Annotated in this window: 23 protein-coding genes; 10 read left to right on the top strand and 13 right to left on the bottom strand. The window is 69.8% G+C overall.

All coding sequences use genetic code 11. The features are described from left to right. Nucleotides 1-16 precede the first annotated feature (16 nt). From ACLKM7_RS03045 to ACLKM7_RS03035, 3 genes are read left to right on the top strand one after another with little or no spacing between them, the layout of a single operon-like run. On the top strand, nucleotides 17-862 hold the full coding sequence (locus ACLKM7_RS03045; protein ID WP_436445776.1) for an ABC transporter permease: 846 nt from the start codon (nucleotides 17-19) through the stop codon (nucleotides 860-862). Next, nucleotides 859-1944, top strand: coding sequence for an ABC transporter ATP-binding protein (locus ACLKM7_RS03040; RefSeq protein WP_436445567.1), 1086 nt, complete (start codon nucleotides 859-861; stop codon nucleotides 1942-1944). Before ACLKM7_RS03045 ends, ACLKM7_RS03040 begins: the two co-directional genes overlap by 4 nt. A gap of 56 nt (nucleotides 1945-2000) precedes the next feature. Then, a complete protein-coding gene (locus ACLKM7_RS03035) occupies nucleotides 2001-2600 on the top strand; it encodes an N-acetyltransferase family protein (protein WP_436445565.1) in 600 nt (199 codons plus the stop codon). A 4-nt stretch (nucleotides 2601-2604) separates the two neighbouring features. On the opposite strand, the gene ACLKM7_RS03030 is transcribed toward ACLKM7_RS03035, so the two are convergent. The 6 genes from ACLKM7_RS03030 to ACLKM7_RS03005 form a co-directional block, all read right to left on the bottom strand. Next, complete coding sequence (locus ACLKM7_RS03030; RefSeq protein WP_436445562.1) at nucleotides 2605-3543, bottom strand: capsular polysaccharide synthesis protein; 939 nt, start codon at nucleotides 3541-3543, stop codon at nucleotides 2605-2607. A 9-nt stretch (nucleotides 3544-3552) separates the two neighbouring features. Beyond that, on the bottom strand, nucleotides 3553-4128 hold the full coding sequence (locus ACLKM7_RS03025; protein WP_436445560.1) for an N-acetyltransferase family protein: 576 nt from the start codon (nucleotides 4126-4128) through the stop codon (nucleotides 3553-3555). A 32-nt stretch (nucleotides 4129-4160) separates the two neighbouring features. Next, on the bottom strand, nucleotides 4161-5792 hold the full coding sequence (cydC, locus tag ACLKM7_RS03020) for a thiol reductant ABC exporter subunit CydC (protein ID WP_436445774.1): 1632 nt from the start codon (nucleotides 5790-5792) through the stop codon (nucleotides 4161-4163). Nucleotides 5793-5878: 86 nt separating this feature from the next. Continuing rightward, the gene (cydD, locus tag ACLKM7_RS03015; protein ID WP_436445558.1) at nucleotides 5879-7660 is read right to left on the bottom strand and encodes a thiol reductant ABC exporter subunit CydD; all 1782 of its coding nucleotides are present in this window, start codon (nucleotides 7658-7660) and stop codon (nucleotides 5879-5881) included. Next, entirely contained in the window at nucleotides 7657-8694 is a 1038-nt protein-coding gene (gene cydB, locus ACLKM7_RS03010; protein ID WP_436445556.1) for a cytochrome d ubiquinol oxidase subunit II, read from the bottom strand. The genes cydD and cydB overlap by 4 nt, the downstream gene beginning before the upstream one ends. Before the next feature lie 9 nt (nucleotides 8695-8703). After that, on the bottom strand, nucleotides 8704-10149 hold the full coding sequence (locus ACLKM7_RS03005; RefSeq protein ID WP_436445554.1) for a cytochrome ubiquinol oxidase subunit I: 1446 nt from the start codon (nucleotides 10147-10149) through the stop codon (nucleotides 8704-8706). Nucleotides 10150-10330: 181 nt separating this feature from the next. Here ACLKM7_RS03005 and moaA point away from each other — a divergent pair, with 181 nt between their 5' ends. Together moaA and fdhD are read left to right on the top strand one after the other, a co-directional pair. Next, nucleotides 10331-11404, top strand: a complete 1074-nt coding sequence (moaA, locus tag ACLKM7_RS03000; protein ID WP_436445552.1) for a GTP 3',8-cyclase MoaA — start codon at nucleotides 10331-10333, stop codon at nucleotides 11402-11404. A 1-nt stretch (nucleotide 11405) separates the two neighbouring features. Then, the gene (gene fdhD / locus ACLKM7_RS02995) at nucleotides 11406-12278 is read left to right on the top strand and encodes a formate dehydrogenase accessory sulfurtransferase FdhD (RefSeq protein ID WP_436445550.1); all 873 of its coding nucleotides are present in this window, start codon (nucleotides 11406-11408) and stop codon (nucleotides 12276-12278) included. Between the two features lie 22 nt (nucleotides 12279-12300). Here the strand turns inward: fdhD and ACLKM7_RS02990 are convergent, their stop codons facing one another. Together ACLKM7_RS02990 and ACLKM7_RS02985 are read right to left on the bottom strand one after the other, a co-directional pair. Further along, nucleotides 12301-12678 carry a hypothetical protein gene (locus ACLKM7_RS02990; protein WP_436445548.1) on the bottom strand — a complete coding sequence of 126 codons (378 nt, stop codon included), beginning with the start codon at nucleotides 12676-12678 and terminating at the stop codon, nucleotides 12301-12303. 96 nt (nucleotides 12679-12774) lie between these two features. Beyond that, nucleotides 12775-13296, bottom strand: coding sequence for a Dps family protein (locus ACLKM7_RS02985; RefSeq protein ID WP_436445772.1), 522 nt, complete (start codon nucleotides 13294-13296; stop codon nucleotides 12775-12777). A gap of 252 nt (nucleotides 13297-13548) precedes the next feature. On the opposite strand from ACLKM7_RS02985, the gene ACLKM7_RS02980 reads away from it, so the two are divergent. After that, complete coding sequence (locus tag ACLKM7_RS02980) at nucleotides 13549-14994, top strand: amidase (protein ID WP_436445546.1); 1446 nt, start codon at nucleotides 13549-13551, stop codon at nucleotides 14992-14994. A gap of 81 nt (nucleotides 14995-15075) precedes the next feature. On the opposite strand, the gene ACLKM7_RS02975 is transcribed toward ACLKM7_RS02980, so the two are convergent. Beyond that, complete coding sequence (locus ACLKM7_RS02975) at nucleotides 15076-18981, bottom strand: IPT/TIG domain-containing protein (RefSeq protein WP_436445544.1); 3906 nt, start codon at nucleotides 18979-18981, stop codon at nucleotides 15076-15078. Nucleotides 18982-19296: 315 nt separating this feature from the next. Continuing rightward, nucleotides 19297-19527, bottom strand: a complete 231-nt coding sequence (locus ACLKM7_RS02970; RefSeq protein WP_436445542.1) for a hypothetical protein — start codon at nucleotides 19525-19527, stop codon at nucleotides 19297-19299. Nucleotides 19528-19637: 110 nt separating this feature from the next. Between ACLKM7_RS02970 and ACLKM7_RS02965 the strand changes: the two genes are divergently transcribed. The 3 genes from ACLKM7_RS02965 (at nucleotide 19638) to ACLKM7_RS02955 (ending at nucleotide 21768) form a co-directional block, all read left to right on the top strand. Continuing rightward, nucleotides 19638-20378 (top strand): sulfurtransferase, encoded by a 741-nt coding sequence (locus tag ACLKM7_RS02965; RefSeq protein ID WP_436445540.1) that lies wholly within the window; start codon nucleotides 19638-19640, stop codon nucleotides 20376-20378. Next, complete coding sequence (locus ACLKM7_RS02960) at nucleotides 20375-20800, top strand: DUF3054 domain-containing protein (protein ID WP_436445538.1); 426 nt, start codon at nucleotides 20375-20377, stop codon at nucleotides 20798-20800. The genes ACLKM7_RS02965 and ACLKM7_RS02960 overlap by 4 nt, the downstream gene beginning before the upstream one ends. A 128-nt stretch (nucleotides 20801-20928) precedes the next feature. Then, a complete protein-coding gene (locus tag ACLKM7_RS02955; RefSeq protein ID WP_436445536.1) occupies nucleotides 20929-21768 on the top strand; it encodes an endonuclease/exonuclease/phosphatase family protein in 840 nt (279 codons plus the stop codon). A 25-nt stretch (nucleotides 21769-21793) separates the two neighbouring features. Here ACLKM7_RS02955 and ACLKM7_RS02950 read toward each other — a convergent pair whose 3' ends face one another. The 3 genes from ACLKM7_RS02950 to ACLKM7_RS02940 form a co-directional block, all read right to left on the bottom strand. Continuing rightward, on the bottom strand, nucleotides 21794-22093 hold the full coding sequence (locus ACLKM7_RS02950; RefSeq protein WP_436445534.1) for a hypothetical protein: 300 nt from the start codon (nucleotides 22091-22093) through the stop codon (nucleotides 21794-21796). 71 nt (nucleotides 22094-22164) lie between these two features. Next, a complete protein-coding gene (locus ACLKM7_RS02945; RefSeq protein ID WP_436445532.1) occupies nucleotides 22165-23967 on the bottom strand; it encodes a glycoside hydrolase family 2 protein in 1803 nt (600 codons plus the stop codon). Beyond that, nucleotides 23964-24968, bottom strand: coding sequence for a LacI family DNA-binding transcriptional regulator (locus ACLKM7_RS02940; protein ID WP_436445530.1), 1005 nt, complete (start codon nucleotides 24966-24968; stop codon nucleotides 23964-23966). The genes ACLKM7_RS02945 and ACLKM7_RS02940 overlap by 4 nt, the downstream gene beginning before the upstream one ends. A 136-nt stretch (nucleotides 24969-25104) precedes the next feature. Between ACLKM7_RS02940 and ACLKM7_RS02935 the strand changes: the two genes are divergently transcribed. Then, nucleotides 25105-26436, top strand: coding sequence for an ABC transporter substrate-binding protein (locus ACLKM7_RS02935; protein WP_436445528.1), 1332 nt, complete (start codon nucleotides 25105-25107; stop codon nucleotides 26434-26436). Nucleotides 26437-26486 lie beyond the last annotated feature (50 nt).

Below are 26486 nucleotides of genomic sequence, written 5' to 3'. Positions count from 1 at the left end.
CGCGCCGCAGACGGCGATCACGGCGCCGCATGGCTCGGGGACGCGTTCGGGCCGCGGCCGTCGTGAGGATCGCAGCGGCTTCGTCCCGCGCCTGCTCGCTCTGCCCGCGGTGCTCGGACTGGCCCTGCTGGTCCTTCCCCTCGGGGCACTGGTGTTCCGCGTGCAGTGGGACACCCTATGGCCGGACGTCACCTCACCCGAGGCGATGTCGGCGCTCGGGCTCTCACTGGCGACCGGTCTCGTCGCCACAGCGGTGTGCGTCGTGCTCGGGGTGCCGCTCGCGCTCCTCATCGCGCGCAGCGCCGACCGCACGGCGGCCGTGCTCCGTGCCGTCGTGACGGTGCCCCTCGTGCTGCCGCCGATGGTCGGGGGAGTGGCCATGCTGTTCCTGTTCGGCCGGACGAGCCCCGTGGGCGGCATGCTCGCCGAGTGGGGCATCCGCGTGCCGTTCACCACGGCGGCCGTCGTCCTCGCGCAGACGTTCGTCGCCCTGCCGTTCCTCGTGCTCGCGCTGGAGGGGTCGCTGCGCACGACCGGCGTCGGGTACGAGCAGACCGCTGCCGGACTCGGTGCCGGGCGCTGGACGATCCTGCGCCGTGTCACCCTGCCGCTGGCTGCCCCGGGCCTCATCACGGGCGTGGTGCTGTGCTTCGCGCGGGCCATCGGCGAGTTCGGGGCGACGGCGTTGTTCGCCGGCAACGCGCCCGGCGTGACGCAGACGATGCCGCTGGCGATCTACACCGCGTTCAACGGCGCCGGGGTCTCGCAGGGCACCGCAGTCGCCCTGTCGCTGCTGCTGCTGGTGACGGCGGTCGCCGTGCTGCTGCTCGTGCGCGCGTGGCGCGCGGAGCCGCCCCGATGAGCGCGGCCGGCGCGGCAGGGCTCGACGCTCGAGTCGTGGTGCAGCGCCATGGATTCCGACTGGATGCCGCGGTGCGCGCGTCGCGCGGAGAGGTGGTCGCCCTGATGGGCCCGAGCGGGGCCGGCAAGTCGACGCTGCTCGGCGTGCTCGCCGGCCTGACGTCTCTCGACGACGGGCATGTGCGGCTGGGCGGGCGGACGCTGGATGCCGCCGGCACGCACGTCGCGCCGTCACGTCGAGGGATCGTGCTGCTCGGTCAGGATCCTCGACTGTTCCCCCACCTCACGGCGCACGCGAATGTGGCCTTCGGCCTCCACGTGCACGGCGCCACGAAGGCCGAGGCGGCAACGGCCGCCCACGAGTGGCTGCGGCGCGTCGGCCTCGCAGGCGTGGCGGACCGGCGCCCCGCACGGTTGTCGGGCGGCCAGCAGCAGCGGGTCGCGCTGGCGCGAGCGCTGGCCACGACCCCGGCCGTGCTGCTGCTCGACGAACCTCTCACCTCGCTCGACGCCGAGACCTCGGCCGACGTGCGCGCGCTCGTGCATCAGCAGCTCGTCGCGACGGGCACGACTGCGGTCATCGCGACCCACGCCGCCGTGGACGCCGTCTCACTCGCCACTCGCCTGGTCGTGCTCGAGGCGGGACGGATCACGCAGGCAGGTCCGGTTCGGCACGTGCTCGCGGCTCCCGCGACCCGCTTCGCGGCAGCCGTCGCCGGACTCAACCGTGTGGAGGTTCACCTCGAGGGCGACCGCTGGCGCAGCGGTGCGCTGACGCTGACCCGCGCGGTCGGGGACGCGGCATCCGTCCCGCCGACGGGCTCGCCGGCCGCCGTCTTCGCCCCGGGTGCGGTGTCGCTGGCACCTCTCGGCGACGACGGGCCGCACGACCGGCCCGGGCGGGACGGCGAGTGGATCGCGCGGGTCACGCGGCTCGAGCAGACGCCCGCCGGCGTGCGCGTGCGCACCGGCGAACCCGACGTCGCCGCCGACATCGCGGCGGACCGCGCGGCCGCGCTCGACCTGACCCCCGGCACCGCTGTGCGGCTCTCGGTCGCACCCGGCGCCGTACGCTTCGTGTGACATGCGCATCGTCACGTCGCCGGCCCGCCATTCACGTGTCGGAATAGACTCGCCCGGTGACACGCATCCGCCCGTTCCACCCCGGCGACGAGCCGGCGCTCGCCGAGGTCTGCCTGAGGACGGCGGATGCCGGGGCCGACGCGAGCGGCGTCCTCGACGACGACGATCTGTGGGCCGAGATCTTCGTGCTCCCCTACGTCGAGCGTCATCCCGACTTCGCATTCGTGGTGGAGGCTGAGCACGGGCGGGTCGTCGGCTACATCGTGTCCGCGCCCGACACCGCGGCGTTCGAGGCGTGGTTCGAGACGCAGTGGTGGCCGCGGCACGCGGCGCGCTGGCCCGAGCCCGGCGCGGACGACTCGCGACAGGCCGGCATCCTCCGCTACGCGTACGGGCGGCGCGGTGCTCAAGCGCAACCCTTCGGTGAGGAGTACCCCGCTCATCTGCACATCGACCTGCTCCCCGAGGCGCAGGGCATGGGGCTCGGCAGGCAGCTCATCGCGCGTCTCGAGCTGGCCCTGCGCGGTGCCGGCGTGAGGGGACTGCACCTGGTCGCGTCCGCCGAGAACAGCGGAGCGATCGCGTTCTACCCGAGAGTGGGATTCGAGCCGCTGGCCTCACCCGATGGCACCCAGGCCTTCGGCAAGGTGCTCTGACCGTTCACGTCCCGATCAGCGGTACGTCCGACACCAGACGTTCCAGCACGGAACCCTGCGGCACGGCATCCGGGTCGTACTTGTAGCTGAGCTTCTGAACGATCGACGCATCCGCCACGAACTCCATCGCTTCTGGGCTCCACTGCTGCATCATGCCCAGCTGCAGCAGGTGACTCGCGGCGCTGGACAGTGCCGGCACGGCGTCCCACTGCCCGCGGATCTCGGGTACGAGGTCCTGCAGCACATCGAAGATGCGGTGGTAGAGGAAGTAGTCCGGGATGCCCCCGTGCTCGGTCCACCACGCCTTCAGGGCCAGGCGCTGCAGCCGGATGAGCGGGGTGCCCGCTACCGCGGCGATGAACCAGTTGCCGATCTGGCGGTGCGTCCAGCGGGGATAGAGGGCGCCGGCCGACAGCAGCGGTTCGACCGCCGCCGGAAGCGGCCGGGGCGCCCAGCAGGTCGCGTCCACCCAGATGCCGCCCCGCTCATCGAGCACGCTCACGCGCACGAAGTCGGAGAAGTGCGCAGGATGGTCCTTCTCGAGTGGTCGGGCGACGGCATCCGGGATCTCCACCAACTCGCGTGCCGTGCGGCCATCGAGCACATGCAGATCCGGATGGTGCCGGCGCAGGTCCGCGATGCAGGCCTGCACCAGAGGCGGCGCCTGGTCGAGCGGCGAGTTCCAGAACGTGTAGAGCTGCAGGGCATCGCGGTCGACACGGGCGCCGTCACGCGCGGCGATGTCGCGTCCGTCGGCGCGTGTGCCTTGCTGCGGCAGGCCCGCCGCGGCGCGGAGGTCGGTGACCCGCGGGGCGAGGAAGTCCGACAGGGTGCGCCGCGCGACGAGTGCCGCGACCGGGTCGACGCTGTCGCGGAACCGGTCGGCGCGGCGCAGCTGCGCGTCGAGGCCCTCGAGAACGGGCTTGGCGTTCGACGGAGCCATGGGGCGAGCCTACGCGGGCCGCTCCATCCGCTCGGGGAGCACCTCGGCGAGGTCACGCACACGGCGGCGCTCATGCAGCGCGAAGGCCGTGTGCCCGCCGATGACGCGCTCGTCCACCATCACCCCGCCGTCCTCGTGCCAGCCGTGGCGCTCGTAGAAGCCGGCGGCGCGTTCGTTGCCCTCGAGCACCCAGAGGTGCGCGTGACGGAAGCCGGCCCCGCGGAGCGCCTCCTCTGCCGCAAGCAGCAGGGCGTGGCCGACGCCTCGCGACCATTCCGAAGGGAGCGCGTAGAGCGCGTAGATCTGGCCGTCGTGCGGACGCTCGCGATCGTCCGAGGGGCCCGCGGCGGCCCATCCGATCGGGGTGCCGTCGCGCTCGGCGATCAGGTCGCGCGTGCGCGCGTCGGCATGACGCCGGATCCAGCTCAACGCTCGCCGCTCGGACTCGGACTCGACGTCGAGCTGGTCGAGCACCTCCTGCGCGATCAGGCCGGCGTATGCGGCGCGCCATGTCTCGACCCGGATGCGCGAGATCGCGCGGGCATCGTCGCGCGTCGCCTCCCGCACCCGGACCACGCTCGTCATGCGCTCAGCCTGCCAGCGAGCAGGCCACGGGGCTACGCCCGGATGCGCCCCTCGTCGATGCGGACCACCCGATCGATGCGGCCCTCCGGCACGGTGACGTGAGAGATCAGCACGACCGCCTGGTCGTCGCGCACCGCGTCGAGCAGATCGGCGAGAAGCAGGTCGGATGCCTCGGGGTCGACCCCCGCCGTCGGCTCGTCGAGCACGAGCACCGGGAAGCCGCGCAGCAGCGCCCGCGCGAGCGCGATGCGCTGCGCCTGACCACCCGAGACGAGAGCGCCGCGCTCGCCGACACGCGCGTCGAGTCCGCCGCGCTCGCGCAGCCAGGCGCCGAGCCCGACTCGATCGAGGACGGCTTCGAGCTCGGCATCCGTCGCCGTCTCGCGCGCGAAGAGCAGGTTCTGACGGATGTCCTCGTCGAAGAGCATCGGATGCTGTTCGCACAGGCCGACCGTGAGCCTCACGTCATCGCCCGCGAGCTCGTGCACCGGACGTCCGCCGATCTCGTACGCCCCGTCGGTCTCGAGGAAGCGGACGAGTGCGTGGGCGAGGGTGGTCTTGCCCGCGCCGCTGGAGCCGACCACGAGGAGCCGCTCGCCAGGGCGGATGTCCAAGTCGATGTCGTGCAGCGACGCCGATGTCGTGGCCGGCCAACGCACGGAGGCGCCCCGCAGACGGATGCCGTCGCCGAGGACGGGTGCGATGCCGGTGGGGGCGACGCTCTCGTGGACGAGTCCAGGGGGAAGATCGGAGGGGAGCGCCGTCGCGATCCGCCCGGCCGATGCGCGAACTTGACGCCATGCGGCGGCGGCGAGGGGCACGGCGCCGAACACCTCGAACACGGCCATCGGCACGAGCACCACAACCGCGAGAGCGGGCCCGCTGAGGCCTGTGGTCGCGATGCCCGGAGCCGCGGCCAGCACGGCCACGATCGACGCGGTACCCGCGAGCAGCGAGACCAGAGCGGTCGTCCCCGCCTGTGCGCCCGCGCGACGGACCACGGCGCGGCGCAGCCGCGCGTCTGCGTCGGCGATGCGCGCGCGGCTCTGCTCCTTTGCGCCGAACGCGGCCAGTACGTCGAGACTGCCCAGATGGTCGAGGATCGCGTCGGCGAGCCGCGCGCGCAGCGGCGCGATGGATCGCTCGGCACGTGCACCGGCGAGCCAGCCCCACAGGGTGGCGATGCCCGCCGCGGCGACCAGGCACACGAGCAGGGTCAGCGCGGCGGGCCACCACACGACAGCGACGAGCACTACGGCAGCGATCGCCACGAGCGCCGACGAGACGAGCGGCTGCACGACACGCAGCGGGAGGTTCTGCAGGTCGTCCACGTCGTCGACGAGCGCGCCGAGCACCGAGCCCCGGCGCGTGCGTGCCAGTCCGTCGGGTGCGAGCGGCACGAGCCGCCGGACGAGGTCTGCCCGCGTCGAGGCCAGCCGGCGGAGCGCGGCGTCGTGACCGGTGAGGCGCTCGAGATAGCGGAAGACGGCGCGGGAGAGCGCGAAGAAGCGCACCCCGACGACAGCCGCCGACAAGTAGAGCACCGGTGGCTGCTCGCTCGCTCGGACGATGAGCCATGCGCTCACCGCGAGCAGGGCGACCGCGGATGCCTCCGAGGCGAAGCCCGCCGCGAGCGCCCACCAGAACCGCCGCGCCGGCGGCATAGCCCCCCGGAGCACCGTCCGTGCCGTCACGGGGCCTGTCCAGGAGGCCGTCGCACCGGCGCGGGCTCGAACGTCACGCGAAGTGGTCACGCGAGGACCTCGCTCGCCTCGAGGCGCACGACGGCGTCGGCGATGTCGCGGGCCGACTCGCGGTGCGAGATGAGCAGAACCGTGGCGCCGGCGTCGGCGAGCTGACGGATGCCGCGCCACAGCCGAGCCTCGGTGTCGGGGTCGAGGGCCGAGCTGGGCTCGTCGAGGGCGATCACGCGTGGGCGGCCCCGCAGGTGCCGATAGACGGCCCGGGCGACGGCGACCCGCTGCGCCTGCCCACCCGAGAGGCCGGCGCCCTGCACGCCGAGCTCGAGCACGGGATCCAGCGCTTCGCCGCAGGCGAGGTCCAGAGCGCGGCGGACGGTCGCGGCATCCGGCGCCGGGTCTCCCAGCGCGACGTTGTCGGCGATGCTGCCGGTGAGGAGTCCCGGCTGCTGGCCCGCCCACGCGAGCCAGTCCGACGGTGCGAGTTCGCGCACGTCGGTGCCGTCGAAGATCGCGGTCCCTTCGAACGCGGCGGCGCCGCGCAGCGCCGCGAACACGCTCGACTTGCCAGTGCCGCTCGGCCCTTCGAGCAGGGTCACGGTGCCTGGGCGCGCAGCGATGCTCACGGCAGGGAGAAGCCGCTCTCCCCGCTGCACCCGCACGCCTCGCAGCTTCAGCTCCCCATCTCGCCTCACACCCGACGCGGCACCCTCCGCAGAACCAGCGGAGCGGGCTCGTCCGGAGAGCGTGCGGGTTCGGGACTGGCGGGGCGCCGCCGACGAAGTCGACGCGGCCGGGTACGCACGCCGGAGGACGATCCCGCGCAGCGGCGGGTGCGAAGCACGAGCCGCCGGCCGCACCTCATCCAGCACCGCGAAGACGTCCTCGGTCGCCGCGACGCCTTCGGCGGCGGCGTGGAACTGCACGCCCACCTGACGCAGCGGAAGGTACGCCTCGGGCGCGAGCAGGAGCACGAACAGACCCACGGCGAGGGTGAGCGCACCGTCGATCAACCGGAAGCCGATCGACACGGCCACGATCGCGACCGAGATGCTCGCGAGGAACTCCAGCGCGAAGCCCGAGAGGAACGAGACCCGCAGCACGCGCATGGTCTCGCGCCGGTACTCGTCGGTGACGCGTTCGATGGATGCCGCAGCCCGGTGCTGGCGCCCGAAGACCTTGAGGGTCGCCAGGCCCCGGACGGTGTCGGCGAAGCGCGCGGCCAGCCGCTGCAGCGTCTGCCACTGCCGCTGCTGCACCGCACGGGTCGCCAGACCGATGAGCACCATGAAGACCGGGATGAGGGGGAGGGTGAGCAGCACGGTCAGTCCCGAGACCCAGTCCTGCCACCACATCACGGCAAGGATCAAGGGCGTCGCGACGACGGTCTGCACGAGCTGCGGCAGGTACCGGCCGAAGTAGGCCTCGAGCGCGTCCAGCCCGCGACCTGCGGTGACGGCCAGCTGGGCGGAATTGCGAGCATCGAGCCACTCCGGCCCGAGCGTGCCGACGGCTTCGACGAGCGCCGCGCGCAACTGCGACTGCACGCGGGCGGCCGCACGGATCGCGACCGCTTCGCGCGCCCAGACCAGCCCGGCGCGCAGTGCGACCACGACCGCCAGCGCGGCGAGCGTGGTCGTCAGCTCGGGTACCGGCATCCCGTCGATCGCTCCTGTGATCGCGCGCGTCAGCAGCCACGCGAACGCGACGACCACTGCAGTCTGCGCGACCGAGATCGCGCCGATCGCCACGAAGAACCCGCGGGAGGCGCGGGCGTACCTCAGCAGCCGGGTGTCGACCGGACGGATGCCGGTGGCAGGCGGGGCGCTCACGTTCCGTGCACCGCGGCCGACGCGGCCTCGATCCGAGCGCGGGTGATCCGCTTGCGGAAGATCCAGTAGGTCCAGCCCTGGTAGGCCAGCACGAGCGGCAGGAAGATGAGGGCGGCCCACGACATGATCGTGAGGGTGTAGTCGGTGCTCGAGGAGTTCTCGATCGTCAGAGAGAACTCAGGAGCGGTCGTGGACGGCATGACGTACGGGAACAGCGCGAACCACAGCGCCAGCACGGCGGACACGATCGTGAATGCGCCGAATCCGAATGCCCAGCCCTCGCGCCCGCGGGCGTTCGAGATCCACGACGCGATGAGCAGCACGGCGGCCACCGCCGCGAGGACTGCGGTCATCATGGCCAGATCCCTGCCCTGCGCGAAGGCCATCACCACCGTCCACACCAGGAAAGCCGCACCCGCCACGATCGCGAGGAGCCCTGCTCGCCCGGCGAGGCGGCGGGCATCGGCGGCGACCTGACCGTCGGTCTTGAGCGCGACGAAGTACACCCCGTGCGTGAAGAACAACAGCAGCATCGTGATGCCGCCGAGAAGGCCGTACGGGTTTAGCAGCGTGAGGAACGAGCCCGTGAACTCCATGTTCTCGTCGATCGGGACACCCTGCACGATGTTCGCGACGGCGACGCCCCACAGCAGCGCGGGCAGCGCCGAGCCGATCACGATCATGCGGTCGAAGCCGCGCTTCCACTTCACGCTGTCGCGCTGGTGGCGGTACTCGAACGAGACGCCGCGCAGGATGAGAGCCAGCAGGATCAGCAGCAGCGCGAGGTAGAAGCCGCTGAACAGCGTCGCGTACCAGTGCGGGAAGGCGGCGAACAGGCAGGCGCCGGCGACGATGATCCACGTCTCGTTGAGGTCCCACACCGGACCGATGGTGTTGATCACCTGGCGGCGGCTGACGTCGTCTTTGCCCAGGAAGGGCAGCGACATGCCAACGCCGAAGTCGAAGCCGTCGAGCACGAAGTAACCGACGAACAGGAATCCGACGATCCAGAACCACAGGTAGGCAAGGTCCATCTCGAGCTCCTAGTAGACCGTCGTCGGGGTGTGCTCGACCGCGAGGTCGCGCGGATCGGGATCGTCGGGGCCGGGCAGGGGGTCGGGGCCCGTCTTGGCCGTCTTCATGATCAGGCCGAACTCGACCACGGCCAGCGCGGCGTAGATCGCCGTGAAGGCGAGCAGCGAAACCAGCACGCTCCAGCCGGGGACGCTCGGCGAGACGCCGTCCTCGGTGAGCATCAGGCTGAACACGATCCAGGGCTGCCGCCCCATCTCGGTGAAGACCCAGCCGACGAGGATCGCGAACAGTGACGCGGGCCATGCCCACACCGCCAGACTCCAGGCCCACGCCGGCACGTCGCGCTTCGCACGCTTGCGCGTGAGCCACAGTCCGACCACGGCGGTGAAGGCCGCGACGCCACCCAGGCCGATCATCCAGCGGAACGCCCAGTAGGTCACCCACACGATCGGGGCGAAGTTGCCGTCGACCTGGTCGGCGAACTGCGGGAACAGTTCGGTCGTGTACTGCATGTTGAGGTCGTTGATGCCCTCGACGCAGCCGTCGATGCTGTGGGTCGACAGGAACGCCAGCAGATACGGCACGCGGATCGAGAACAGCTCGCTCGTGCCGTCGGGCGTGCCGAGCGTGAAGATCGAGAACGACGCATCCGCTCCGCACGCACTGTCGAACATGGCCTCGGCCGCCGCCATCTTCATCGGCTGTGTGGCGACCATCACGAGGCTCAGCTGGTCGCCCGAGAGCGCGACGCCCGCGAACGCGACGATCATGCCCCACAGCCCGTACTTCAGCGACGAGCGCATCATCTCGATGTTCTGCTTGCGCAGCAGGTGCCAGGCCGAGATCGAGATGATAACCCCGGCGGTCATCATGAACGCGGCGAACAGCGTGTGGGGGAGCGCGGCGACGGCGACCGGATTCGACAGCACGGTGAAGAAGTCGGTCATCTCGGCACGCGAGCCGTCTTCTGCCATGCGGAAGCCGACCGGGTTCTGCATGAACGCGTTGGCCGCGAGGATGAAATACGCCGAGAACCACGCGCCGATCGTCGCGATCCAGATGCTCGCGAGGTGCAGGGCGCGCGGAAGCTTGTCCCACCCGAAGATCCACAGGCCGATGAAGGTGGCCTCGAAGAAGAAGGCCATGAGCCCTTCGAAGGCGAGCGGGGCGCCGAAGACGTCGCCGACGAAGCGGGAGTACGACGACCAGTTCATACCGAACTGGAACTCCTGCACGATGCCCGTGACGACGCCCATTGCGAAGTTGATCAGGAAGATCTTGCCGAAGAACCGCGTGAGATGCAGCCACTTCACGTTGCCCGTGCGGAACCATGCGGTCTGGAAGATCGCGACCGTGAGCGCCATGCCGAGCGTGAGCGGCACGAACAGGAAGTGGTACAGCGTCGTGAGGCCGAACTGCCAGCGGGCGAGCAGCAGAGGGTCCAGCAGATCCACGATGCGTTCTCCGATCGCTCTGAATGCCTGTGGTCTGACCACAGTAACATGTGGTCGGACCACAGGGCGCCAGCGTCGATTTCCACCCGAGCACGGCATCCGCGGAGCCGATGGCCGATGGCGCGACTACCCTCGAGAGCATGGCGAGCGACGCGGCGGCAGCGGCACCGGGGCTGCGCACATGAGCGCGATCCCGGTGACCATCGGTCGACGCGCCGCGTTGTCGCTCGACTCGACGCCCGTGCCTGCGGGCTCACCCCTCGTCGACACGCACGGACGCGTGCACCGCGACCTGCGCATCTCGCTGACGGATCGCTGCTCGCTGCGCTGCACCTACTGCATGCCGGAGCAGGGCAACGAATGGCTGGCCAAGACGAGCATCCTCACCCTCGACGAGATCGAGCTCATCGCGCGGGTCGCCGCAGCCGACGGCATCACCACGTTCCGCCTCACCGGCGGCGAGCCGCTGCTGCGCACCGACATCGTGGAGATCGTGCGCCGCCTGGCGGCGATCGAGGGGCCCGACGGACGACCGGTCGAGATCGCCATGACCACGAACGGCATCCGGCTGCCCGAGGTGCTTCCCGGGCTCGCCGCCGCAGGCCTCGGACGCCTCAACATCTCGATCGATACGCTGCGCCGCGACCGGTTCCACGAGCTGACCCGCAGAGATCGGCTCGAGGATGTGCTCGAGGGAATCGCCGCAGCCGCGGCATCCGGCCTTCGTCCTCTCAAGCTCAATGCCGTCGCGATGCGCGACGTCAACGACGACGAGCTTGTCGACCTCGTCGAGTTCGCGATCGCGCACGACGCGCAGATGCGATTCATCGAGCAGATGCCGCTCGACGCCGGCCACACGTGGGACCGCTCGCGCATGGTCACGCAAGACGAGATCCTGGGCGCCCTGGCCCAGCGCTGGGAGCTGACGCCGGTCCCCGGTCGCGGCGGTGCGCCGGCGGCGCGCTGGACGCTTGACGGCGGCCCCCACACGGTGGGCGTGATCGCGTCCGTGACGGCGCCCTTCTGCGGCGACTGCGACCGGCTGCGCCTCACCGCCGACGGCCAGCTGCGCAACTGCCTGTTCTCTACCACGGAGTACGACCTGCTGCCGATCCTGCGCGGCACCTCGGGCGAGTGGGAGCAGGACATCGACGGGATGCTGCGCGCCTGCGTGCGCGGCAAGCTCCCGGGCCACGCGATCAACGACCCCTCCTTCCTGCAGCCTGCGCGCGGCATGAATGCGATCGGAGGCTGATATGGGGCGCATCACCTCGCGCAGTCCCGTCACGCGCATCACGCTCGGCGACGACGGTGCCGCAGTGCGACGCCGCGCCGACACGCTCGCTGTGGAGGAGCCGCTCGAGATCCGTCTCGCGGGGGAGCCTCTCACGGTCACGATGCGCACGCCCGGTCACGACATCGAGCTCGCCGCGGGCTTCCTCGTGTCGGAGGGCGTCATCTCGGCGGGTGGGCACTTCCGCTCCGCCATCCACTGCGGCGGTCCGGGCACCGGCGCGATCGGGATCACGTCGACCGAGAACACGTACAACGTCCTCGACGTGAGCCTCGCGCCGGGCGTCGAGGCGCCCTCCACCGACATCGCGCGCAACTTCTACACGACGAGCTCGTGCGGTGTGTGCGGCACGGCGTCGATCGAGGCGATCGAGAAGCAGTCGCAGTACGACGTCGGCGCTGACGAGGTCGTGGTCGACGCCGCGCTGGTCGCCGGCCTTCCCGACGCGCTGCGCGCAGGCCAGGCGGTCTTCGACAAGACCGGCGGACTGCATGCGGCGGCGCTGTTCGATGCCAGCAGCGGCGAATTGCTCGTCTTGCGCGAAGACGTCGGCCGGCACAACGCCGTCGACAAGGTGGTCGGATGGGCCGTGCTCGAGGACCGCCTGCCCCTCACCGGCACGGTGCTGCAGGTGTCGGGTCGGGCAAGCTTCGAGCTCGTGCAGAAGGCCGTCATGGCCGGCATCCCGATCCTGTCGGCGGTGTCTGCACCGTCGTCCTTGGCGGTCGAGCTGGCCACGGCATCCGGGCTCACCCTCGCCGGGTTCGTGCGAGGTCCGTCGATGAACCTGTACTCGCGTCCCGACCGCGTGCGAGAGCCCAGCCTCCAGGTCTGAAGCGCCGCCGGCTGACGTCGCCTCAGAAGACGAAGAGCTGCCCGAGCACCATCGTCGCGATGAAGAACAGTCCGACGATCGCCGCGACGATCGCGAGGGTCTTGCCCGACAGCTTCGCCACTGCCCAGCCGACAAGGAACGGGAGCGCGAGGAGGAAGATCGCCACGATCCACCAGAACGTGACGTAGCCCGCGGTCGTCGCCTCGGAGAGGCGTCCGCCGAAGAGCTGCTGTGACAGCGGATGGGTCGCATAGCGCACCGCTGCCGAGATCGGCACCGCGACGAACGCGAAGACGATGAGTCCGACCAGCGAACCCCACAGGGCCGGGCTGCCGTTACCGGAGAGGACGCCGCCATGGAGCTGTGGCTCGTCCTTCCGCTGCTGCGAGCGTGATGACATGCGCCTGAGCCTAGTGGGCGCGCGTTCCGTCCGGTGCCGGACATGGCGCTGCCCGCCGGTCCGGGGGGAGGGCGGGCAGCGTCAGGGCGCCAGGGATCACCGCTTGGGGGTGCGGTTCTCCGCGCTCACCATCCACGAGAGCTGCTCGACGCGTTCGAGAATCGCGTGGAGGATGTCGGCACTCGTGGGGTCTTCTTCGTCGACGGCGTCGTGCACGTCTCGGCACGTGCCGGCGACGGCATCCAGCCTCTCGGTCATGAGATCGATCACCTCGGTGGTCGCGATCTCACCCTGAGGGAATTCGGGGAGCGTCGTGGTCTGCGCGACCTGGTCGCTGCGCCCGTCAGGAAGGGCGTGAAGCGCACGCATGCGCTCGGCGACGTCGTCGGCGAACCCGCGTGCGGCGTCGATGATCTCATCGAGCTGCAGGTGGGTGTCGCGGAAGTTGCGGCCCACGACGTTCCAGTGGGCCTGCTTTCCCTGCAGCGACAGCTCGATCAGATCGACGAGCACCTTCTGAAGGTTCTCGCTGAGAGTCTCGGAGGCCGTGAAGCCGCGCTCGGCGTTCTGCTCCCGGGTCAGTTCCGCGCCGGCGCCGCCGCGCGCGGCTCGGCGCATGCCGGAATTCGCCGTAGGTGAACGCGTGCTGGTCTTCTTCGTCGCCGTGCTGCTGCTCGAGGCCGTGCTCTTCTTCGCCGTGGTGGGGGCCACTGTCGCTCCTTCGTGGGATGCTCCAGAGGCTAGCGACGTCGCCGGTCTCGCGCCCGGGGATTGCCCTCCCGTCTTCGACGTGCTAGTCCGATGCGCCGTTGTGGACGGATGCCGGCGCCGGGACCTGCTGGCCGCGGGACGTGGTGGGATAGGACCGTCATGTCAGTCGACCGAACCCTCCGCCACGAAGACGCCGCGCTTGCCTCCGCCGTCGGGATCGCCACCGCCGTGCGGCGTGGTGAGATCACGGCGTCGGAGGTGGTCGACACCCACCTCGCGCGGATTGCGGGAGTGAATCCGACGGTCGATGCGCTCACCGTGGTCTTCGCCGATCGTGCGCACGAGGCGGCCGATCTCGTCGACGCGACGGTGGCGGACGGCCGTGATCCCGGCCCGCTCGCGGGGGTGCCGATCTCGGTCAAGGAGAACATCGACCTGACCTGGTCGGCGACGACGAACGGCTGGCAGGGTCTGGCCGGCGCGATCCCCGCCCGCGACGCCGCCATCGTGCGGCGCGTGCGCGATGCGGGAGCCGTGCCGATCGGCCGCGGCAACATGCCCGACTTCGGCATGCGATGGGACACCGACAACGACCTGTTCGGCCGCACCCTCAACCCGTGGGACCTGTCACGCAGTGCGGGCGGGTCCAGTGGGGGTGACGCCGTCGCGGTGGCGACGGGCATGAGCACGATCGGGCTCGGCAACGACTTCGGCGGCTCACTGCGGCTGCCCGCCTATGCGGTGGGTGCCCTCGGCCTGCGCCCGTCGCGTGGGAGGGTTCCGCGGGCGGCGGTGCAGCGGCATCCGGTCGCCCTCACGCTGCAGCAGTTCTCGGTCAACGGCCCCCTCGCGCGGAGCGTCGACGACCTCGCTCTCGCGCTGCGTGTCATGGCGGGGTGGGATGCCGACGATCCGGTGTCGATCGATGCTCCGCGCGTCCGGCTCGAGGACGTGCCTCGACGCGTCGGCGTGCTGCGCGCCCCACTCGGCGGTAGCGTCGCTGCAGACGTCACGGCCGCGATCGCTCGCGCCGAGGCATCCCTCGTCGACGCCGGATGGGAAGTCGTCGACCTCGACCCGCCCATGCTCGAGGAGGCCGCCGTGCTGTGGCGGCGGCTGTCGTGCACCGACATGCTCGTCTCGCTCGACCCGAAGGCGCTGGGCCGGCCGCTCGGCCGATCGGCGACGAGGTTCCTGCGGGACAGCACGGCGGCTGCCAGGCCGTATGAGTCGGCCAGCGACTACGCGACGGCCTGGGCCCGGCATGCCGTGATCGCGGCCCAATGGCGACGGCTGCAGGTCGACGTTCCGCTGATCCTCGGACCTGTCTCGACGTCGCGCATGCGCGAGCCAGATTACGACCTGGGTGGGACGGATGCCGCAGACCGTGCCTGGTATGACCTGCGACTGACCGTCGTGGCGAACTTCCTGGGTCTGCCGGCTCTCGCCCTGCCCACTGGCCTGGGCGGCGACGGCATGCCCACGGGAGTGCAGCTGATCGGGCCGATGTTCGGTGAGAACATCGTCTTCGCCGCGGCCCGCGACGTCGAGTCGCGCGTGGAGCGGATGCCTCTGCCGGCGGCGGCACCGGGTCCGCTGGGGTGACACCCGAGTCGAGCGATACGCGTCGACACACACGCAAGCGCGCGACGCCACCGGGTGACGCCGCGCGCTCGCGGGTGTGGATCAGGCCATCCGTCGACGCCAGATCACTGCCATTGCTCCTGCGAGCAGCAACAGGGCTCCGAGCAGAGTCCACGGAGCGGCATCCACCGTCGCACCCGTCGCCGGGAGCGACCCGCCGCCTGCCGGGCCGGCGACGTAGGTGAAGCCGTCGTCGAGGACGCCGGTGCCGCACGTTCCGGCGCCGACCACCGTGACGTCGACCGCTCCGGGACGGGCGGCCGCGGGGGTCACCGCCCGGATGGTGGTGTCGTTGACGACTTCGAAGTCGGGCGAGGCGACTCCGCCGAACAGCACCGCCGTCGCGCCGGTGAAGCACTGCCCGGTGATGGTGACCACCGTTCCGCCGCCGGTCGGGCCTGTGCCCGGGTCCGTGCCGTCGACGTCGGTCACCGGCAGGTACTCGAACGTGCCGGGATCGCTCGCGCCGTCAGGGCTGGTCACCACGACGACCGCCGGTCCCGGCGTGCCGGGGGGCGTCGTCACCGTGAGCTCCGTGTCGCTCACCACGGTGAGACCGGTGCCCGCGACCCCATCGAAGGTGACCGAGGTCACTCCGCTGAAGTTCGCGCCGGTGATCGTGACCACAGTGCCGCCCGTCTCCGGACCCGACGAAGGCGCAAGCGAGCTGATGACCGGCTCATTCGTGTATTCGTAGGCGTCGGGGAGGGTGTCGGTTCCGCAGGTAGGGGAGCCGGTGACGGTGACGTCGACGGTTCCGGTTCCTGCGGGCACGACCGCGGTGATCTGTGTGTCGGAGACGACGGTGAAGCTGGTCGCGGGGGTGTCTCCGAACAGCACGCCGGTGGCGCCGGTGAAGCAGACTCCGGTGATGGTGACGGTGTTGCCGCCTGCTTCGGGTCCGGCCGGGGGATCGACGGAGTCGATCTCGGTGCCGGCGAGGTAGGTGAACTCACCTGCGTCGGCATCCGCGACGGGGTGCTCCACGATCACCGGGACGGTGGCGGGAGCGTGTGGGGGCGTGGTGACCTGGATCTCGGTGTCGGACACGACCGTGAAGTCGTCACCGTCGATCCCGTCGAAGGTGACGGCGGTCGCGCCGGTGAACCCTTCACCGGTGATGGTGACCACCGTGCCGCCGTCCTCGGGTCCCTGGGTCGGGTCGATTCCAGTCACGGTCGGCACGTTGAGGTACTCGAAGTCACCCGCGTCGACGTTCCCGCCCGGGTGCAGCACCGTGACCGGCACCACACCGGGCACGCCCGGCGGGCTGGTGACCTGGATCTCGGTGTCGGAGACGACCGTGAACGAGGTGCCCGGCTCGTCGCCGAAGTCCACACCCGTGGCACCGGTGAACCCTTCACCGGTGATCGTGACCACCGTGCCACCGGTCTCCGGACCCGACGTAGGATCCAGATCCGTCACCACCGGAGCCTCGATGTACTCGTAGGCGTCTTCGGCCACAGCCGTGCCGCACTCGCCTGCGCCGAGCACCGTCACATCGACCGTGCCCGCTCCGGCGGGGACGACCGCGGTGATCTGTGTGTCGGAGACGACGGTGAAGCTCGACGCCGCGGTGTCCCCGAAGAGGACACCCGTTGCGCCCGTGAAGCAGTCGCCCGTGATGGTCACGGTGTTGCCGCCTGCCTCCGGTCCCGAGTCCGGCGTGACGCCCGTGATGTCGGCGATGTTGTAGTACTCGAAGTCGAGCGGGGCGGACGCGCCGGTCCCGTTCGTGACGATGACGTCGACTACGCCCGGGGCGTGCGCCGGCGTGGTCGCCTGGATCTCGGTGTCGCTGATGACCTCGAAAGCCGCTTCGACACTGTCGAAGGTGACCGACGTGGTACCGGTGAAGTCGTCACCGGTGATGGTCACCACGGTGCCGCCCGTCTCAGGACCCCGGTCGGGATCCAGTGCGGTCAGGACCGGTGCCCCGGGAGCGACGTAGGTGAAGCCGTCGGGAACGGTGGCATCGCCGCACTCGGTCGGGTTGACGATCGTCACGTCGACCGGGCCCGCCGCGCCCGCGGGCGTCGTAACCTCGATCTCTGTGTCGCTGACGACCGTGAATCCGGTGCCCGGAACGCCGTCGAAGAGCACCTGCGTCGCCCCGGTGAAGCACTCGCCGGTGATCGTGATGACGTCGCCGCCGGCAGTGGTGCCGCTGTCGGGCTCGATCGTGGTCACCTGCGTGACGTTGTAGTACTCGAAGCTCAGCGTCGTGTTCGACCCGTCCGGGTTCGTCACCGTGACGGTCACCAGCCCGGGCTCGGCCTGCGGCGGCGTGGTGGTGACGATGTCACCGTCGGGCTCGACCGTGAATGAACCCACCGGAACCGCACCGAACAGGATCTCGGTGACGTCGGTCAGGTTCTCGCCCGAGATCGTCACTTCGGTCCCGCCGGTCACAGGACCGCGTACGGGGGTCATGGTCAGGCCCGCGGGGGCGGCAAGCGGCACGGCGCGCACGGTCGCGGAAGCGAGGTCGAGCGCTATGGCTCCTCCGGGAACCCCGGGTGCGACCACGAGGCTCACCGCGCGCTGAGTGAACGATCCGGTGTCGAGACCGTTGGGGTCGAGGAACTCTCCCGGGTTCTCCTGCACGTTGACGGTGATCGTGACGACCTGGTTGACCGCCGCGAGAACGGGCTGCAGGGCGGTGATCGCACCGGTCAGCGTCGCGGTGAGCGCAGCCTCGAGTGCTTCGAGGTCGAGTGCGTCGTCGACGAGTGTTCCGACGGCTGGCAGGATGTTGGCGACCACGTAGTCGGTGATCGGCTCCAGCAGATCTCCGACCGGCAGGCCGGCGATCTCCGTACCGGCCAGCGACGTCGTCGGCGGCGTCGAGCCCGCGGTGCCGAGGAATCCGCCGACGGTGCCGTCGATGCCGATCGCGAGGGTGCCGAGCGGAACGAGCACGCTGACGCCGGCGTTGATGGCGATGTCGAGGCTCGTGGTGTTGAGCACGTTCGTGATGGCTGTCTCGAGGGCCGCCGGCAGTTGCACGGTGAGGATGTCACTGAGCGCCTCGGCGATCGTCGGGTTCAGCCCGCCGTCCGAGAGCAGTGTCGTGTTGGGAGCCATGTTGTTCAGCGCGTACAGCTCATCGAGGTCGATGACGATCTGTCCGGTGCCGAGCGTGATTGAGATGGGACCAGAGACGAACTCATCATCCGACACGGCATCAAGCGCGGCACCGAGGTCGAGCGACAGGGTCGTGGTCACGGACGGGTCGTCAAGACCCACCGCGCCGAGCAGGAGACTGTCGAGAATGTCCTCGATTCCGTCAAGCAGACCGTTCACCGTGGTGTCGATCGGTCCCCCATCGGCCGCGAGCGCATTCACTTCGGTGCTCGAGGTGGTGAGCGTCGTGTCCAAGCTCGCAGCGACGTCTGCGAGCACCGGCGACGTGAGGATCAGCTCACCGCTGGCGATCTGGTAGTCGCTGGCGAGGGTCACTGTGTCGCCGCGTGTCATCTCCGCGGAGGCCGAGACCGCACCGAGTTCGAGCGACAACGTTTCGATCACCTCTTCGAGGTCGAGAGCCGACAGCACGGGACCGAGGTCGAGGGTCGTGTTCTCGCCCGGCGCGCCGGTGCCGACCTGGATCGCGCCGTCGGATCCGATGAGGCCGGACGACGCGAAGGCGCCGCCGGCGTCTGCGCTCGCATACTGGCCCACAGCGCCGAGCGTCAGCACATCGTTGCCGCCGAATAGCTCGACGCCCAGCCCGAGATTGATCAGACTGAGCGCCGTGAGGTCGATCGGAGAACTTGTCGCTCCACCGGGCGGGAAGTCCTCATAGGGCCCGGCCAGTGCCGCGATCGTGTCGAGGTTGACCAGTCCGCCGCCGGAGAGGAAGAGCCCCTCGGCCTCGGCCCGGTCGTCCAGTGCCGCCAGTGCGGCCCCGCCGCTCGACAGTGCGAGCACGAGCCCTGCAGTCACTCCCGCCGCGACAGTGGGGAGGACTCCCCGCTTCCGCTGCTTCTCACCCCCTCTCGCATTCGGCGCTACCGAGGATGACCACAGCGAATTAGGCAATCTCACTCCAATGCAGAGGCGTCTCGCGACCCTGGGGAGCCGCGATGGTGGCTGCTGGGACAGCACTGCACCGCAGGTTAGGGGACTCTCATCTCTCGGGGGAAGTACCCGATCCTGGCCCCGCTCGCCTCGATCCCCTCAGAACCGCCACTTCTCGGTCGCACTGAAGGAAGTCCTGGGCAAAACCTGATCTCATCATGTGTTTTCGGCGGCGACGCTTCAGGGGATGGGGGTCTCTGGTGGGGCAGGGAAGGTGGGTTCTTCGGGATGCGGCGCGAGCGGCTCGTCGGGGTACGGGGCGAGAGGCTCGTCGGGACCGCCGGGACGTTCGGGAGCCGGTGTCGGCGTATCAGGAGTGCCGGGAGTTCCGGGCAGGTCGGGTGCGCCGGGGGTGCCGGGTCCCGGAGGCATCTCGCCTGGTGAGGGCTGGGGCAGGGTGGGATCAGTCATGGATCTGAGCCTGCGCCGATCACCGCGCGGACGCGAGGCCCTTGACCCCGCTCAAGCGTCGAGGTAGCGGGCCAGGTGGCACGTGACGGGCCCCGCGTAGGCTGGAGGCCGTGGCATCCGTTCTCAACGTCTCGGCGTATCTGTTCACCCGTGTCGAGGACCCCCACGGTCTGCGCCCGCTGCTGCGCGAGCGCGCCGTTGCGGCCGGGCTGAGGGGAACCATCCTCCTCGCGGAAGAGGGCATCAACCTCTTTCTCGCCGGTGACCCGGCCGAGGTGCGCGGATTCATCGACGGGCTGCGGGACGACCCCCGGTTCGCGGAGCTCTCCACGAAGGAGAGCTGGTCGCCGCGCCAGCCGTTCGGGCGCATGCTCGTGAGGGTCAAGCGCGAGATCATCCGCATGGACCACCCCATGATCCGCCCGGAGGCCGGGCGCGCCCCGGCAGTGGATCCCGCCACACTGCGGCGCTGGCTCGATCGGGGAAGCGACGACGACGGTCGTGAGATCGTGATGCTCGACACGCGCAACGCGTTCGAAGTCGACTACGGCGCGTTCGCCGGTGCCCTCGACTGGCGTCTCGAGCGATTCACCCAGTTTCCGGATGCCGCGGCCGCAGCAGCTGCCGATCTTCGGGCCAAGACGGTCGTGAGCTACTGCACCGGCGGAATCCGGTGCGAGAAGGCCGCCCTCTACCTGCGTGAGGTGGGCGTCGAAGCCTTCCAGCTCGACGGCGGCATCCTCGGCTACTTCGAACAGGTCGGCGGTGCCCACTGGACCGGCGAGTGCTTCGTGTTCGACGGGCGCGAGGCTCTCGCGCCCGACCTGTCACCGCGCTCCGAGGCGGCATGACCTCCGATCCTCGTCCTCGCACGTCGACCGGGGCGATCGTCCTCGCCGTCGTCCTCGATGCCGCACTGGTGGTGGCGTTCGCCGCGATCGGCCGCGCCAGCCACGACTCCGACATCTGGGCCGGACTCGGGCAGACGGCGTGGCCGTTCCTTGTGGGACTGGCTGTCGGCTGGGTGGCGACCCTCGCGTGGCGCGCTCCGGCCGCACCGATGCGCACCGGGCTGGGCGTATGGGCGGCGACCATTGTTGTCGGGATGCTCCTGCGTGCGACATCCGGCCAGGGGACCGCGGTCCCGTTCGTCATCGTGGCCTGCGTGATCCTCTTCGCCGCGCTCGTGGGCTGGCGACTCGTCGCCGCGCTCGTGCGGGGTGCGCGCCGGGCACGTGCAGAGAATCGGAGCGCCGACCCGGCACGCGGCTGAACGGACGCCGTAGCCGACGTACCGCGGCAGCTCCGATCCTGTGCGTGGCACCGCAATCGGCCGGGATCGTCCAAGACCTCGTTGTCAACGCCCTGTCCGGTCACGGCGGGAACGTCTAGCTTCGCGATGTGGACAGAATCCGGGCGATGACGTGGAACGTGTGGTGGCGGTTCGGCGGCAACTGGCGAGAGCGTGAGCCAGGACTGCTGGAGGTGCTGCGGCGCAACGCGCCCGATGTCGTCGGCATCCAGGAGTGCTGGGGAGCGCCGGATCGCACGCAGGCCGACGTGTTCGCGGAAGCGCTCGACGCTCACGCGGCTTTCATCGAGGTCGGACTGCCGCCTGCGCCCGACCCCGTCGAGGAAGAGACGCAGAGCGGAGCGGTCATGGGGCTCGGACTCGTGAGCCGCTGGCCGATCGAGTCGGCTGAGAGCATCGACCTGCCCTCCGACGGCCGGCGAAACGCCGCCCTCGTGGCGACGATCGCCCATCCGGTCGGAGCCGTGCGTGTGGTGGTCGGTGCGACGAGCTGGGAACCGGAGCGGATCGAAGAGACGGCACTCCAAGTCCAGGAGCTGCAGCGACTCACCAGGGATGGGCACTCGCTGCGTCCGGGGCCAAGCATCCTGCTCGCCGATCTGAACTACGACCCGTCGCAGCCTCCGCTCGCCGGACTGCACCTGCACGACGCGTGGACCGCGGCGCCCGACGGTGCGGACCCGCGAACTCTCAGCGCGACGAACCGCTTTGCGCCGGTGGAGGCTCACGACCAGTACGACCGGCGTATCGACCACATCCTGTACCTGCCAGGGTCGGAGGGAGCCGCCGCCACTCGCGCGTGGATCGTGCGCGACGAGACTGACGGCATGCCGCCGTCCGACCACTACCCGGTCGTCGCCGACATCGCGATCGGCGTCGGTCCTCGCCCGCACGAGGACGATGCCCCCAGCGCCTCGTGGATGCAGTGAGCGAGCCGGCCGCTCGGCCGACAGGCTAGGCGGTATGACGCAGGCCGGTCTCGATCACGATCCGGTTGCCGTCGATGACCCCGGGGCCGTCGCCGGGAAGGGGCGCGGGCGCAGGGATGATCTGCTCCGCGTCCCACACCGCGCGCGCGTTCTCAGCGCTCGGATGCCACATCTCGTCCATCCCCAGGAGCCCGCCCGACGAATGGCTCACCTCCTCGCCACGGCGCCGCCTGCGGTGCGTGTCGAAGGCCATCCACATCATCGAGACCGGCAGCACGACGAGCATCGCGAGGAACCCCCACATCACGACCTCGCCGATCTCCATCCGCCCATGGTGGGTCGGCCGTTGTGACGCCCACATCCTCCTGAGGGCGGAGATCGTGGGCGGCGGCCAGGTTACGCGCTCCCGTGCACGGCTGTCCGGATCCGCTCGATGGGGACCTTAGGTGTGCGATCCGCGTAGAGGAGCCCGTTCGTCTCCTGACCGGTGTCGGTGAGCTGCGTGTAGCAGAATCCCGCGAGGGGGCGCGCCGAGCCCACGGCTCGGATGATGGCGGTGACCCGCGCTTCGAACGCCGCGGGGTCGGTCTCGGTGGAGTATCCCCAGTCGCCCTCGCTCCCGGTGCTCAGGCTCACCCCGCCGAACTCGGTGACCATGACGGGCAGCATGTCCGGCCGGCCGGTCGCTGTCATGCGGCGGCCGGCGGGCCCGAATCCCTCGAGCATCGTTCGCAGCCGGCGATCGTCCCGGTACCGGTCGGTCAGGACCTCGGGGTCGGACTCGTAATCGTGGATCGTCCAGATGTCCGAAGCGGTGTGTTCCCAGCCGTCGTTCGAGACGACCGGACGTGACCCGTCCAGGGCCCTGGTGAGATCGGCGATCGAACGGCTGAATGCCTGCTGTCGCGCATCGTGCGAGATGTGCTGAACACCCCAGCTCTCGTTGAGCGGCACCCACACGACGATGGAGGGGTGTGAAAGGTCCCGCTGGACGATGGTGGTCCATTCCTGCATCAGCGCGCTCACGGCCTGTGCGTCGAAGGCGTACGCGTTGGCGGTCTCGGCCCACACCATGAGGCCCAGCCGGTCGGCCCAGTACAGGAACCGGGGGTCTTCCGCCTTCTGGTGAACCCGTGCCGTATTGAATCCGAGTTCGATGATGAGCTCGACCTCACGCCGCAGCATCTCGTCGGAGGCTGCGAGGTGGGTCTCTGGCCAATAGTTCTGGGCGAGAATCGCGCGCACCGCGATGGGACGGTCGTTGAGCAGCAGGTGCTCTGTCGAAACGGCGACACTGCGCAGACCGAGGTAGCTCGATACGACGTCGATCGGTGATGCGTCGGCCTGTTCCAGAACCACCGTCGCTGAGATCAGCGTGGGGTTCGAGGGCGACCACAAGAGTTCCTCGTACTGCTGGCCGTTGAGCTGATGCGGGATCACGACGCGGATTCGACACGAGCCTTCCCTCATCGTGCGCACTCGGCTCTCGGCGAGCAGTTCGCCTTCGTGCTCGAGCACGACACGTATCCACGAGTTCTGGGGTACGTCGCCCTGCAGACGCACGGCGAGGTCCACCGTCGCCGACGGGATGTCACTGCTCCAGGTGACAGAGTCGATCGCGCAGCGAGGCACGCACTCCAGCCAGACCGGCTGCCAGATGCCCGTCGTGCGGTGGTACCAGATCGAGTGCGGCTCTTCGCGCCAGTCCTGTTTACCGCGCGGCACCGACACGTTGTCGGGCAGATCGACCGCGCGGACGACGACGACGTTGTCGGATCCCGGGCGCAGCGCGTTCGACACGTCGGCGGTGAACGGCGACTGTCCGCCCACGTGCGTGGCGACGAGCTCGCCGTTGACCCAGACCTGTGCGGCGTGGTCGACGGCCCCGAAGTGAAGAAGCGTGCGCGTGCGCTCCGAGCTGAACCCGGCGGCGCGGAGCTCGTCCACACCGAAGACGCGGCGGTACCAGACACACGGAAGGAAGCCTGCCTCATGGATACCGGATGCGGGCGACTCGGGCGGGTAGGGCACGACGATGGACCGGTCGAAGTGGACGTTCCCGAGTGTTGCCGTCATCTCGTCGTCACGGGCGAAATCCCAGTCCCCCGACATGTCGTGCCACGCAGCGCGCACCATCTGCGGACGCGGGTATCCACCATTCTGGCGGGTGGCGTCGACGGCTCCTTCGAGGGAGGTCATTGAGTGGGTCCTTTCGTGCTCGCGCGATGCGCGATGGTGAAGCCGACAGTATGGATGCCGGGGGCAGGCGGCTGCTCGAATACAAGGTCGATCGCCTTGCGCGCCAGCGCGGCGGTGTCCGGCGAAACAGAACTCAGCGCCGGCGTGCTGTACCGGGCTTCCTCGATGTCGTCGAAGCCGATCACGGCCACGTCGTCCGGCACGTGCACCCCGGCCGTCACCAGCACATGCATCGCTCCGAGTGCGAGCAGGTCGTTGAAGGCGAAGACGGCGTCGGGACGTACGCCGGACTCGAGGATCAACTCCGCTGCCCGCGCCCCGTCACCGCGATGGAACTCGTCGACCGAGAAGATCAGGCGCTCGTCGACCTCGATCCCGGCTTCCTCGAGCGCGGACCGGTAGCCCGCGAGGCGGAGCTGTGATGTCTCGTTGGGCCCGGAATGCTGCGCGCCGACCGCCGCGATGCGGGTCCTGCCGAGCGACAGCAGGTGCTCGACCGCGCTCTTGGCCGCGGCCGTGTTGTCGACGGTGACGTGAGGGAACACTCCGTCGCCGATGTGCTCGCCGAGGAGAACGAGCGGAGTCGAGTCGAGTCGGCCCTCGAGATCCCGGGCGCTCAGTGCCAAGGGGCTGAGGATGAGACCGTCCATCACCGGGGCGTCGATGCCGTCGCTGATGCGACGCTCCGCGTCGGCTCGCCCGTCCGTCTGGTTGATCAGCACGGTGATCGACCGTTCCTGCGCCGCTCGGACGAGCTCCGACGCCAATTCGGCGAAGTACGGCTGGCTGAGCTCGGGCAGAGCGAGCGCGATCATCCCGCTGCGGCCGCTGCGCAGCTGCCGTGCCGCGGCGTTCGGCCGGTATCCGAGTTCGACCAGGGCCTCCCGTACGCGAGTCGCAAGCTCCTCGGTGACCCAGCCGGTTCCGTTGACCACGTTCGACACCGTCTTGGCCGAGACCCCGACGCGGGCCGCGACATCCTTCAACGTGGTGCGAGCCATCGTCGTCCTTCCCTTCGCGTCATCGCGTCGCTCACAATGTCACGACTTCGTGTCTTGTTCAACGATTACCGGTCATGTATAACAGTAATCGATCCGTTCGTTCAACGTTGAACGGTACTTCGAAGGGGAAAGATCGATGACGACACAGCATGGGCCCCGGGTCGCACGGCGCGGCCGCGCCCGCATTCTCTTGGAAACGACGGCGGGCCTCGCGCTCGTCGGCTTGACGATCGCCGGCTGCGCCGGTCAGGGCGCCGGGGGCGGTGACGACACCGACGCCGACGGCAAGATCGTGCTCGACTTCTGGAACGGCTTCACCGGCCCCGACGGCCCGGCGCTCCAGCAGGTGGTCGATGACTTCAACGCGTCTCAGGACAACATCGAGGTCAAGACCAACATCATGCCGTGGGACACCCTGTACCAGAAGGTGCTCACCTCGGTGGCCAGCGACGGTGGCCCCGACATCATCGCGATGTCGGCATCCCGTATTCCGCAATTCGCGGACGAAGGCCTCTTCATGCCCGTCGACGACTATTACGAGAACGCCGACAACGATTCGGCCGCTCTCGCCGAGGCCGCTGTCGAGGCGTCGATCTACGACGGTCAGAACTACGGCGTCCCGGTGAACTACGCACCGATGATGATGTATTACAACAAGGATCTGTTCACGGCCGCTGGCCTGGATCCGGAGGCGCCGCCCGCCACCTGGGACGAGTTCGCCGCGATGGTGCCGCAGCTGTCGAAGGACGAGAACGGCGACGGCAAGCCCGAGCAGTACGCCATCGCGCTCGCGGACCACGAGACCGTGCCGATCTTCCCGTCGCTGCTGTGGGGCACCGGAGGCGGCATCGTGTCGGAGGACGGCTCGACATCCACCCTCGGAGACCCCGAGACGATCGAGGCACTGGAGTTCTGGGTTTCGCTCGTCACCGAGCAGCAGGCCAGCCCCATCGGGCTGTCAGGCGCGGACGCCGACAAGCTCTTCCAGACCGGGAAGGCGGCGATCGAGATCGTGGGCCCGTGGATGACGACCGGATTCGACGAGGCAGGGCTCAACTACGGTCTCGCGAAGCCGTTCGCCGGCCCCAGCGACGACGCCGTGCTGGCAGACGTGGTCTCGATGGGAGTGCCGTCGAATGCAAGTGAGGATGTCAAGAACGCTGCCTACGAGTTCTTCGCCTTCTGGAATTCGCCCGAGGGTCAGATCACGTGGGCCAACGGCTCCGGATTTCCGCCCACGCGCGCGGACGTCGCGGACCAGGTGACCGAGAGCCCGTATCCCGCGATCTTCGGCGCTCCCGATGTGGCGGACAGCGCACGCGTGCTGATGCCGGGGATCGCTGCCGGCGGACCCATCCTCGAGACGGTGTTCACACCCGCGCTGCAGCGAGCGCTGAACGGAGAGGGCACCGTGGCGGACATCTTCTCCGAGGCATCCGCCCAGGTCCAGGCTGAGCTCGACAAGTGACGCCGTCGACGGGCGGGTGACCCGGTCGCCCGCCCGTCGACCCGCGAAAG

The sequence above is a fragment of the Microbacterium sp. I2 genome (assembly GCF_051364985.1).
Taxonomy (GTDB): Bacteria; Actinomycetota; Actinomycetes; order Actinomycetales; family Microbacteriaceae; genus Microbacterium.
This window is presented reverse-complemented; position numbering and strand designations above follow the sequence as displayed.

Excerpts from the sequence above, each read along its gene's own strand:
- moaA (WP_436445552.1), top strand. The coding sequence starts at position 10,331 with ATGAGCGCGATCCCGGTGACCATCGGTCGACGCGCCGCGTTGTCGCTC.
- ACLKM7_RS02950 (WP_436445534.1), bottom strand. The coding sequence starts at position 22,093 with ATGGAGATCGGCGAGGTCGTGATGTGGGGGTTCCTCGCGATGCTCGTC.
- ACLKM7_RS02945 (WP_436445532.1), bottom strand. The coding sequence starts at position 23,967 with ATGACCTCCCTCGAAGGAGCCGTCGACGCCACCCGCCAGAATGGTGGA.
- cydB (WP_436445556.1), bottom strand. The coding sequence starts at position 8,694 with ATGGACCTTGCCTACCTGTGGTTCTGGATCGTCGGATTCCTGTTCGTC.
- cydC (WP_436445774.1), bottom strand. The coding sequence starts at position 5,792 with ATGCCGCCGGCGCGGCGGTTCTGGTGGGCGCTCGCGGCGGGCTTCGCC.
- ACLKM7_RS02980 (WP_436445546.1), top strand. The coding sequence starts at position 13,549 with ATGTCAGTCGACCGAACCCTCCGCCACGAAGACGCCGCGCTTGCCTCC.
- fdhD (WP_436445550.1), top strand. The coding sequence starts at position 11,406 with ATGGGGCGCATCACCTCGCGCAGTCCCGTCACGCGCATCACGCTCGGC.
- ACLKM7_RS02935 (WP_436445528.1), top strand. The coding sequence starts at position 25,105 with ATGACGACACAGCATGGGCCCCGGGTCGCACGGCGCGGCCGCGCCCGC.
- ACLKM7_RS03025 (WP_436445560.1), bottom strand. The coding sequence starts at position 4,128 with ATGACGAGCGTGGTCCGGGTGCGGGAGGCGACGCGCGACGATGCCCGC.
- ACLKM7_RS02990 (WP_436445548.1), bottom strand. The coding sequence starts at position 12,678 with ATGTCATCACGCTCGCAGCAGCGGAAGGACGAGCCACAGCTCCATGGC.
- ACLKM7_RS02960 (WP_436445538.1), top strand. The coding sequence starts at position 20,375 with ATGACCTCCGATCCTCGTCCTCGCACGTCGACCGGGGCGATCGTCCTC.
- ACLKM7_RS02940 (WP_436445530.1), bottom strand. The coding sequence starts at position 24,968 with ATGGCTCGCACCACGTTGAAGGATGTCGCGGCCCGCGTCGGGGTCTCG.
- ACLKM7_RS03030 (WP_436445562.1), bottom strand. The coding sequence starts at position 3,543 with ATGGCTCCGTCGAACGCCAAGCCCGTTCTCGAGGGCCTCGACGCGCAG.
- ACLKM7_RS02985 (WP_436445772.1), bottom strand. The coding sequence starts at position 13,296 with ATGCGCCGAGCCGCGCGCGGCGGCGCCGGCGCGGAACTGACCCGGGAG.
- ACLKM7_RS03040 (WP_436445567.1), top strand. The coding sequence starts at position 859 with ATGAGCGCGGCCGGCGCGGCAGGGCTCGACGCTCGAGTCGTGGTGCAG.
- ACLKM7_RS02970 (WP_436445542.1), bottom strand. The coding sequence starts at position 19,527 with ATGACTGATCCCACCCTGCCCCAGCCCTCACCAGGCGAGATGCCTCCG.